Origin of the sequence: Streptomyces milbemycinicus, assembly GCF_002154605.1 — a bacterium.
GTDB lineage: Bacteria > Actinomycetota > Actinomycetes > Streptomycetales > Streptomycetaceae > Streptomyces > Streptomyces milbemycinicus.
Genome location: NZ_MUNE01000502.1, coordinates 22,973 through 32,144, shown reverse-complemented (window position 1 = coordinate 32,144; position 9,172 = coordinate 22,973). Strand labels below are relative to the sequence as shown.

General features: G+C 70.2%; 6 protein-coding genes. All 6 read right to left on the bottom strand.

The features are described 5' to 3' along the window. A partial coding sequence (locus tag CCN51_RS35630; RefSeq protein WP_086860529.1) for an alpha-L-arabinofuranosidase C-terminal domain-containing protein occupies positions 1-2,041 on the bottom strand: 2,041 nt, incomplete at its 3' end. Between the two features lie 44 nt (positions 2,042-2,085). Further along, positions 2,086-3,603, bottom strand: coding sequence for an alpha-N-arabinofuranosidase (locus CCN51_RS35625; protein WP_014173928.1), 1,518 nt, complete (start codon positions 3,601-3,603; stop codon positions 2,086-2,088). Between the two features lie 102 nt (positions 3,604-3,705). Then, on the bottom strand, positions 3,706-5,703 hold the full coding sequence (locus CCN51_RS35620) for a glycoside hydrolase family 31 protein (RefSeq protein ID WP_014173927.1): 1,998 nt from the start codon (positions 5,701-5,703) through the stop codon (positions 3,706-3,708). A 94-nt stretch (positions 5,704-5,797) separates the two neighbouring features. Continuing rightward, positions 5,798-6,943 (bottom strand): galactonate dehydratase, encoded by a 1,146-nt coding sequence (gene dgoD / locus CCN51_RS35615; protein ID WP_014173926.1) that lies wholly within the window; start codon positions 6,941-6,943, stop codon positions 5,798-5,800. A 107-nt stretch (positions 6,944-7,050) separates the two neighbouring features. Next, on the bottom strand, positions 7,051-7,815 hold the full coding sequence (locus CCN51_RS35610; RefSeq protein WP_014173925.1) for an SDR family NAD(P)-dependent oxidoreductase: 765 nt from the start codon (positions 7,813-7,815) through the stop codon (positions 7,051-7,053). Further along, a complete protein-coding gene (locus CCN51_RS35605) occupies positions 7,812-8,864 on the bottom strand; it encodes a LacI family DNA-binding transcriptional regulator (RefSeq protein ID WP_014173924.1) in 1,053 nt (350 codons plus the stop codon). The genes CCN51_RS35610 and CCN51_RS35605 overlap by 4 nt, the downstream gene beginning before the upstream one ends. Positions 8,865-9,172: the final 308 nt, after the last annotated feature.

The following is a 9,172-nucleotide window of genomic DNA, read 5'->3' as shown; positions in this document are numbered from 1 at the left end:
GGACGGCCACGGGGTCGTTGAGGTCGTGCAGCACGCCGTCGTCCACGCGCTGGAGGCGCGTCCAGCGGTTCTGCCAGCCGCCGACCGACCACTGGTACCAGTTGCCGGGCGAGGTCACGGCGAAGCCGATGACGAAGCCTTCGCCGCCGCCGTTCTTCCTGGCCCGCACCGAGAAGGCGTACGACGGGCCGTCTGCCGCCTCCGCCAGCAGCAGTCTGGCGCCGTTGCCGTTCGCCGTCTGCCGGATGCCGCCCGCGCCGTCCGGCTCCCAGGTGCCGGATTCGGTGTCCCAGCCGGCGAGATCCCGGGCCGGTGCGGGCTCGGCGCCCAGGGGGCCGATACGGGCGTCGGTGAACTCGGCGCGGGTGTCCGCGCTGGTCCCGATGTGGACACCGTGCCGGGCGGCGTCGGGGACGGGCGGCGCCTGGGGCGCTCCGGCGACGGTGACCGGCAGGGCGGTGTCCCCGGAGTTCGCCGAGTGCATCCGCTGGACGTGGTAGTTGAGGGTGGGCCAGACGTCGGTGTTGTCGAAGTAGATCAGGTCGGGCGCCCACTGGGTGTGGCCGCGTTTGGCGAGCAGCGGCGCGTAGGAGGCCAGCCGGACGACATCGCCGTTGCGCTCCATGGCGATCATGTAGGCCGCCTCCGCGACCGCGCTGCGGCCGTGGTTGCCCCAGCTCCCGTACTCACCGATGTACAGGTGCGGGCCTTGGCGGTCCATCGTGTCGAAGCGGCGGGTGTTCTCCAGGAACCAGCGCGGGGATTTGTAGGAGTGTTCGTCGACGACCGGGACACCCCGTTCGCGCGCGAACGCCCAGCCCTTCTCCCACTCGTCACCGCAGGGCGAAGGGCCCACGGTGCCGACGACCGTGATCTCGGGGTGGTGCTCGCTCAGGGCGTCGTGGATACGGGAGAAGCGGTCGCGGAAGGTATCGGTGATGGTGTCCTCGTTACCCACCCCCAGGTATTCGAGGCCGAACGGCTCGGGGTGCCCGGCGGCGGCGCGCAGGGCGCCCCATGGGGAATCGGCGGGGCCGTTGGCCCACTCCACCAGGGCCAGTACCTCTTCGATATAGCCGGGCATCTCCTCCTCGGGAAGCCCGACCTGGCCGGTCACCCGCGTGTTCTGGCAACAGACCCCGGCCGACACGACGGGCAGCGGCTTGGCTCCGATGTCCTCGCAGAACTGGAAGTACTCGTAAGTGCCCAGGCCCATCGACTGGTGATAGCCCCATAGGTTGGACAGCTGCCGACGGTCCTGCACCGGTCCGATGGTGGCGGGCCAGCGGTACATGTTGGCCAGTCCCAGCCCGTGCGCGACACAGCCACCGGGGAAACGCACGAACTTCGGCTTCAGGTCCGCGATTGCCTGCGCCAGGTCGGCGCGCAGCCCGCCGGGCCGACCGCGGAAGGTGGCCTGCGGAAAGAGCGAGACCAGGTCCAGATGGACGGTCCCGACCCCGGACGCCACCACGGCGAGCCTGGCGTCCTGGTCGGTCCCCTCACATGTGATCACCGCCGTGTGGCGCTGCCAGGCCCCGTGGAGCGGGCCCAGCTCCGCCTGGCCGTGGACCCGGCTGCCGTCCCGGCTCTCGATCCGCGCCACCAGACGGTCCGCGGCCCCGTCCGCCAGGCGGGCGAAGAGGCTGACGTCGTAGCGTTCGCCCGCCCGGACGGCGATGCCGTCGAAACCCTCGTTGCGCAGCCCCGCCCCGAGGCCCGCCGCACCGGCGGCGGTGGTGCGCAGCACCGCGTGGTGCGGGCTGGCCGTATGCACTGGTGCGTCGGTGGACACCGTGACCGACCCGGTGGCGCCGTCCCGTTCCAGCAGTTCCCAGGCGGTCAGGGCGTGCCATTCGGGCCGGTCGGCGGGGCTGTAGGCGAAGGACCGGTTCTGCACCAGCTCGGCGTAGAGACCGCCGTCCGCCGCGTAGTTGATGTCCTCGAAGAACACTCCGAACAGATCGGGCGAGATGGCGGTGCCCGGTGCGTTCGTGTCCACCTCGACGACCGTCTCGGCGGGTCCGGTGGATTCAGTCATCGTCGTCTACTCCTTGGGCCCGGGAATGGGCGGTGGTGCGCCGGTCAGGCCAGGGGCGCCTGGACGGTGAGGAACGAGTGGGGCGGCAGCGTCAGGGTCAGGCCCCGGTCGGTGACCTTCAGGTCGTCGAAGGCGCGAGGGTGGACGGCCTCCGGTGCCTCCGGGGTGTTGTGGGCTTGGAGCCGGTTGGCGGTCAGGAGGCGGGCGGTCGGTTCGCCGACGGTGCCGCCGCGCAGGTCGAGTGTCACCTCGGCGGGCTCCTCGGCGTCCAGGTTGGACAGTGAGACGAGGACCGTGCCGTCCTTGACGCTGGCGGAGGCGGACAGGGTGTCCAGTTCGGTGTCCCCGACGCGGCGGCGGGCGTTCTCGGTGCGCAGGTGGACGGGGAGCGAGGTGGCGTCCTGGTGGCCCTTGTTCATCTCGAACACGTGGTAGGTCGGGGTCAGGACCAGCGCGTCGCCGTCGGTGAGCACCATCGCCTGGAGGACGTTGACGGTCTGGGCGATGTTGGCCATGGACAGGCGGGCTGCGTGCTTGTGGAAGATGTCGAAGTGGGTGCCGGCCACCAGTGCGTCACGCAGGGTGTTCTGCTGGTACAGGAAGCCGGGGTTAGTGCCCGGCTCGACGTCCCACCAGGTGCCCCACTCGTCCAGGACCAGGCCGACCGACCGGCCGGGGTCGTAGATGTCCATGACCGTGGAGTGTCCGGTGAGGATGCGGTCGATCTTCCGGGCGGAGAGCATCGTCCGGTAGTAGTCGTCCGCCTCGAAGACGGTGGCGCTGCCCTTCGCGTCCCAGGGGCCGGCCATCGTGTAGTAGTGGACGGAGAGCCCCTGGAAGAAGTTGCGCGGGGTGGCCTCGCAGCCGAAGCAGCTGATCTGCTGCATCAGCGTCTCGGTCCACTTGTAGTCGTCCGCGTTCGCACCGGAGGCGATGCGGTAGAGCTTGTTGTCGCCGTGGTCCCGGCAGTACGTGGAGTACTGACGGGCCAGGTCGGCGAAGTACTCGGCGCGCATATTGCCGCCGCAGCCCCAGGTCTCGTTTCCGATGCCCCAGAACTTCACCCGCCAGGGCTCATCGCGGCCATTGGCCTTGCGCAGCCCCACCATGGGGCTGTCGCCGTCACGAGTCAGATACTCCACCCACTCGCTCATCTCCTGGACGGTGCCGCTGCCCACGTTGCCGCTGATGTACGGCTCGGCGCCGAGCAGCTCGCACAGGGCCATGAACTCGTGCGTGCCGAAGTGGTTGTTCTCCTCCACGTTGCCCCAGTGCGTGTTCACCATCCTGGGACGCTGCTCCCTGGGGCCGATGCCGTCCTTCCAGTGGTACTCGTCGGCGAAACAACCGCCGGGCCAGCGAAGATTGGGGATGTTCAGGGCCCGCAGCGCTTGCACGATGTCCAGGCGGATGCCGCCCTCGTTGGGTATCGGCGAGTCCTCCCCGACCCAGAAGCCGTCGTAGATGCAGCGGCCGAGGTGTTCGGCGAAGTGGCCGTAGATATGGCGGTTGATCTTCGGGCCCTCGATGTCGAGGTTGATGACCGCGGTGGCGTTCGGCACGGAGGTACTCCAGGATGAGTGTTTGTATCGATAAAAAACTTGCATCGCATTGCGAGGGTGTCAAGAGAGGTGAGCGGGCTGGCGGCGGCTCGGGGTCCGCGGTCAGCGGTGCGCCGGTTCCGCCGGTGTGAAGAGCCCCAGCACATCGGCCCCCTGCGCGACGAACACGGGGATGCGCTCGATCGGGGCGTGGGCGGTGACGGTGGCGCCGCCGGCGTGTTCGCGGCCGGTCCAGGCGTCGGTCCAGGTCACGCCCTCGGGGAGGTGCACCTGCCGCTCGGACGCACCGGGAATGGTGACAGGGGCGACGAGGATGTCGGGGCCGAACATGAACTGGTCGTCGACCGTCCAGGCGGCCTGGTCGTGCGGGAAGTCGACGAAGAGCGGCCGCATCGGCGGGGTGCCGTGTTCGGAGGCCGTGCGCATCTGCTCGTGGAGGTAGGGCCGCAGCCGCTCCCGCAGATGGAGATGGGCGCTGAGGATCTCGTAGGCCTCCTCGCCGTACGACCAGACCTCGTTGGGGCCGCCGGTCTGGGCGTGGCCCCATGGCATGCGTGGTTCGCGGTCGCCGTGCAGCCGGAAGAGCGGGCAGAAGGCGCCGTACTGGAACCAGCGGATCATCAGCTCCCGGTAGCCGGAGTCGTCCGGGTCCCCGCCCTGGAAGCCTCCGATGTCGGTGGTCCACCAGGGGATGCCCGAGACGGCGATGGACAGCCCGGCACGCACCTGCCGCCTCAGGGAGTCCCAGGTCGCGGGGATGTCGCCGGACCAGACGGCGGCCCCGTACTTCTGCGCGCCGGCCCAGGCGGACCGGGACAGCAGCACCGTGCCCGGCTGTCCGGCGGCGGCCATGCCCTCCGCGAACAGGCGTGCGTTGTCGCGGGGGAACACGTTCGTGGCCTGTGCGCCCGGACCGGCGTACAGCGTGAGGTTCGCCGGGTGGGCGGGGACGAGTTCGGGCTCGCAGGCGTCCAGCCAGAACACGCGGATGCCGAGGTCGAGGTAGTTGCGGCGGATCAGGTCCCATACGAAGGAACGGGTGTCCGGGTTGGTCGGGTCGTAGACGGCGACGGGCATCTGTGTGGCCATGCCCTTGTCCTGGACGAGGTGGTGGAACTCGGCGCCCTGGTCGGAGCCGAGGAGCAGACCCCGGTCGCGGAAGGCGGCGTAGTTCTCCGAGAGCGGTGAGACGGTGGGCCAGACCGAGACCATCAGCTCCACGCCCAGGTCGGCCAGTTCGTCGACCATGGCCTTCGGGTCGGGCCACTCCGCCTCGTCGAAGCGGTAGTCGCCCATGGCCGACCAGTGGAAGTAGTCCGTGACGATCACGGACATCGGCAGGCCCCGGCGTCGGTGTTCGCGGGCGACGGCCAGGAGTTCGTCCTGGGTGCGGTAGCGCAGCTTGCACTGCCAGAAGCCACTGGCCCACTCGGGCAGTTCGGGGGCGTGGCCGGTGGCGTCGGCGTACCGGGCCAGGATCTCCTTCGGGGTGGGGGCGGCGGTGATCCAGTAGTCGATCTCGCGGGTCTGGTCGGCCGTCCAGCAGGTGCCGTTCTCGGCGAACTCCACGGAGCCCAGGGCGGGCACGTTCCACAGCAGGCCGTAGCCACGGCTGGACAGCACGAACGGGATGCTGACCTCGCCGTTGCGTTGCACGAGGTCCAGGCGGAGGCCCTTGTGGTCGAGCCTGCCGTGGGCGTGCTGGCCGAGGCCGTACAGCCGCTCCCCGGGGTATGCGGCGAACCGCTGCTGGGCCTCGTACACGCCCGTGCGGTTGCCCTGCCAGCCGCGGGTCTGCTCGGCGAGCAGTTCCTCGCCCGTGCTGGTGCGGGTGAAGGTCAGCCGCACCTGGTCCCAGTGGTGGACGGCCGAGACGGTGAGTTCCCCGTGGACGAGGACACCGGAGGAGTCGCCGGCGCTCACCGACACGGTGTCGTCGGCCGACGGCGGGCGCTCGTCCAGGGCCCCGATGCTCTCGGCGGGGATGCGGTACCGGGCGGCGCGCACCCGGGCGCTGTCGGCGCCCCATGGTTCGACCCGGAGGACTTCGTGCCCCTGCTGGATCTCGAGGGCGGCTTCAGCGATGCGGAAAACAGGCATGAGTTACTTCTCCAGCTCGTTTAAAGGACCGCGGGCGGGGGCGACAGCGATGGCCGGCCGCCGCCACCCGCTGCTTCGCGCGTACCGCCGGCCGCTACCAGGCGGCCAGGGAGCCGTCGGCGTTGCGCCACACGGGGTTGCGCCAGCTGTGTCCGCGCTCGGCGGCGGCACGTACGGCGTCTTCGTCGATGGTGATACCGAGGCCGGGCCCGGTCAGCCGGGGGATGTAGCCGGCCTCGGGCGTGAAGGGCGAGGGGTCGAGGAGGTAGTTCAGCAGCCCGCTGCTGTCTCCGTATCCGATGCCGAGCGCCTGTTCCTGAATGAGGAAGTTGGGGACGGCGAGGTCGAGTTGCAGGCTCGCGGCCAGGGCGATCGGGCCGAGCGGGCAGTGCGGCGCGACCAGGACGTCATGGGCCTCCGCCATGGCCGCGATCCGCCGGGTCTCGGAGATGCCCCCGGCGTGGCTGATGTCGGGCTGGGCCACGGCGATGCCGTCGGACAGCACGGAGCGGAAGTCCCAGCGGGAGTAGAGCCGCTCGCCGGTGGCGATGGGGATCGAGGTGGAGCGCACCACGGCGCCGAGGTCCTGGGTGAACTCCGGCAGGACCGGTTCCTCCACGAACATCGGCAGCAGCGGCTCGAGAAGCGGCAGCACGCGGCGGGACATGGCCCCGCTGAAGCGGCCGTGGAAGTCCAGCGCCACATCGCACTCCGGCCCGACGGCCTCTCGTACCGCGGCCACCCGGGCCACCATGGCGTTGATGGTGGCCGGCGTGTCCAGCGGCTCCAGCTGACCGCAGGGGTTCATCTTGACCGCGGTCAGGCCCTTCGCGACCTGCTCGGCAGCCGACTCGGCCAACTCCTGCAAGGTCTCCCCGCCCACCCAGCCGTAGATGCGCACCCGGTCGCGCACATGGCCGCCGAGAAGCTGGTGGACCGGGACGCCGAGCGCCTTGCCCGCGATGTCCCACAGCGCCTGGTCGATGCCCGCCAGGGCGCTGTTGAGGACGGCGCCACCGCGGTAGAAGCCGCCCTTGGCGAGGACCTGCCAGTGTTCCTCGATGCGGGTGGGATCCTGCCCGATGAGGTAGTCGAACATCTCCTCGACGCATTGGGCCACGGTGCGTGCCTTGCCTTCGACGATGGGCTCGCCCCAGCCGGCTATGCCCTCGTCGGTGTCGATGCGCAGGAAGAGCCAGCGCGGTTCGACGAGGAAGAGTTCGTATCCGGTGATCTTCACGTGCGGTCTCCAGGTGCTGGTGGCGCACGGCTCTAAGGCCGGCGGCTGCTGTGCGGGGAGGGGGCGGAAGAGGGGCTGGGCTTAGCAGGGCGCGGGGCGCGTGCGGGCTACTCCTGGGCGCTGATGCCGCGGCCGCCGTCCACGAGCAGGCTCTGGCCGGTGACGAAGGACGAGTCGTCGGAGGCGAAGTAGGCCACCGCCGCGGCGATGTCCTCCGGCATTCCGAGCCGTCCGACCGGCGCCCGCGCGCCCGCCTCGGCGAGTTGCTCGGGTGGCGTGTCCGCCCACAGGGCCGTGAACACGGAGCCGGGGAGGACGGCGTTGAACCTCACCTGTCCGCCGTATTCGACGGCCAGTTGACGCACCAGGCCACCGACGCCGGCCTTGGCCGCGGCGTACGCGGGGTAGCCCTTGAACCCCAGGGCCGCGTGGATGGACGAGGTGACCACCACCGCGCCACGGACCGCTTGGAGCTGTGGCACCGCGGCCCGCACGCCATAGAACACCGAATCCAAGCACAGCCGCAACTGGTGGTGCCAGGATTTGTCGTCCAACTCGTGTGCCGCCCCGTACAGGTTGCGGCCGGCGTTGAGATGGAGGACGTCGAGACGGCCGGTCCAGGACCGGGCGTGCTGGATGGCCTCGTCCCACTCGCCGGGCGAGGTGACATCGAGCCGGCGGTCCTGGGCCTGCCCTCCCTTGGCCCTGATTTCCTCGGCCACGCGGCGCGCGCCCTCGCCGTCGACATCGGTGACCAGGGCCAAGGCGCCTTCGGCGGCCAGGCGATGGGCGGTGGCCGCGCCGATTCCGGAGGCCGCCGCGGTGAGCAGCGCCGTACGGCCGGTGAAGCGGGACAGTCCAGCGGAGGTCATGGTGTTGCTCCTGGTGCTGTCGTGGAACCGCGCGATACCAGACGCGGCTCGGTGGGTACGACGATGTCTCCCATCGGTGTCCCCCGGATGGCGGCGACCAGGGCGTCCACTGCCGTGGTCCCCAGGTCGTACAGGGGCATCGCCACGGTGGTCAGCGGTGGGCAGAGGTGGCCGGCGACGGGGAGGTCGTCGTTGCCGACCACGGACACGTCCTCGGGGATGCGCAGCCCCAGGGACCGGATCGCCCCCATGGCGCCGATGGCCTGGGCGAGCGAGCTGGTGTAGAGGGCCGTGACGGGCGGAGGGCCGCCCCCTTTGGCGGCGCCGAGCAGTTGCAGGGTGGCGGACACGCCGCCGTCTTCGGTGAAGTCACCGGAGGCGACGAGTGCGGCATGCAGCCCCAGTTGTCCGGCGTGGCGCAAGAACGCCTCTTTACGGGCGTCGCTCGGGGTGATCCCGGGCGGGCCGGCGATGTGGCCGATCGCCCGGTGGCCGAGGCTGTGGAGGTGGTCGAGGGCGGTGACACTGGAGCGCGCCACATCCATGGTGACATTGCGACCGGACCCTTCCACCGACCGGTTGAGGAACACATGGGGGATGGAGCTGCGGCTCACGGTGTCCACCAGGGAATGGCCGGGGCGCGCCGAGGCGATGAGCAGTCCGTCCACCCGGCCCTCCTGCACCAGTTCGCTGAAGGACTCGTCCGCCTCCTGCCCGTCGAAGTCCTCGGCGAGCAGGGAGAGATAGCCCAGTTCACGGGCCCTTTGGTAGGCGCCGCGCGCGATGGTGACGTAGGTGGGGTTGGCCAGGGCGGGCACCAGCAGGGCGAGGGCGTGGGTGCTGGCGCCGGCCAGCGCCCGGGCCCCGGAGTGGGGACGGTAGCCGAGTGTCCGGGCGGCCTCGTGGACGCGCTGCCGGGTTTCCTCCCGAACGGACAGGTCGCGGCCGTTGAGCACCTTGGACACGGTGGCTTTGGAGACCCCGGCCGCCTGGGCGACGTCCACGAGTTTCGCCCGGACCGGCTGCACGGGGACGGATGGGTCCGGCATTTCCAGTTCTCCTTCTCGATGGCCCAACACCCCTAGATGTTCGACCAGTCGAACGATGTTCAACCCCTTGACACCTTATGACGCCGGAACCTAACGTTCGCCGCACCTCCAGTCAACCGGTTTCCTTGGGCGAAGTACCTGAATCTCAGCAGACACCCAAAGGTCGAAAGTTTCAGCCCATAACCGACATGCCGACGCCACTTCACCCCGCGGGCGGAGCTGTGTCGAACCCACCACGCCCGGTGGCATCTCGAGGCGGCACCACGCGCCGCGCGCCCCCTCTGCCCCGGCCGGAACGGTTTCCTCCT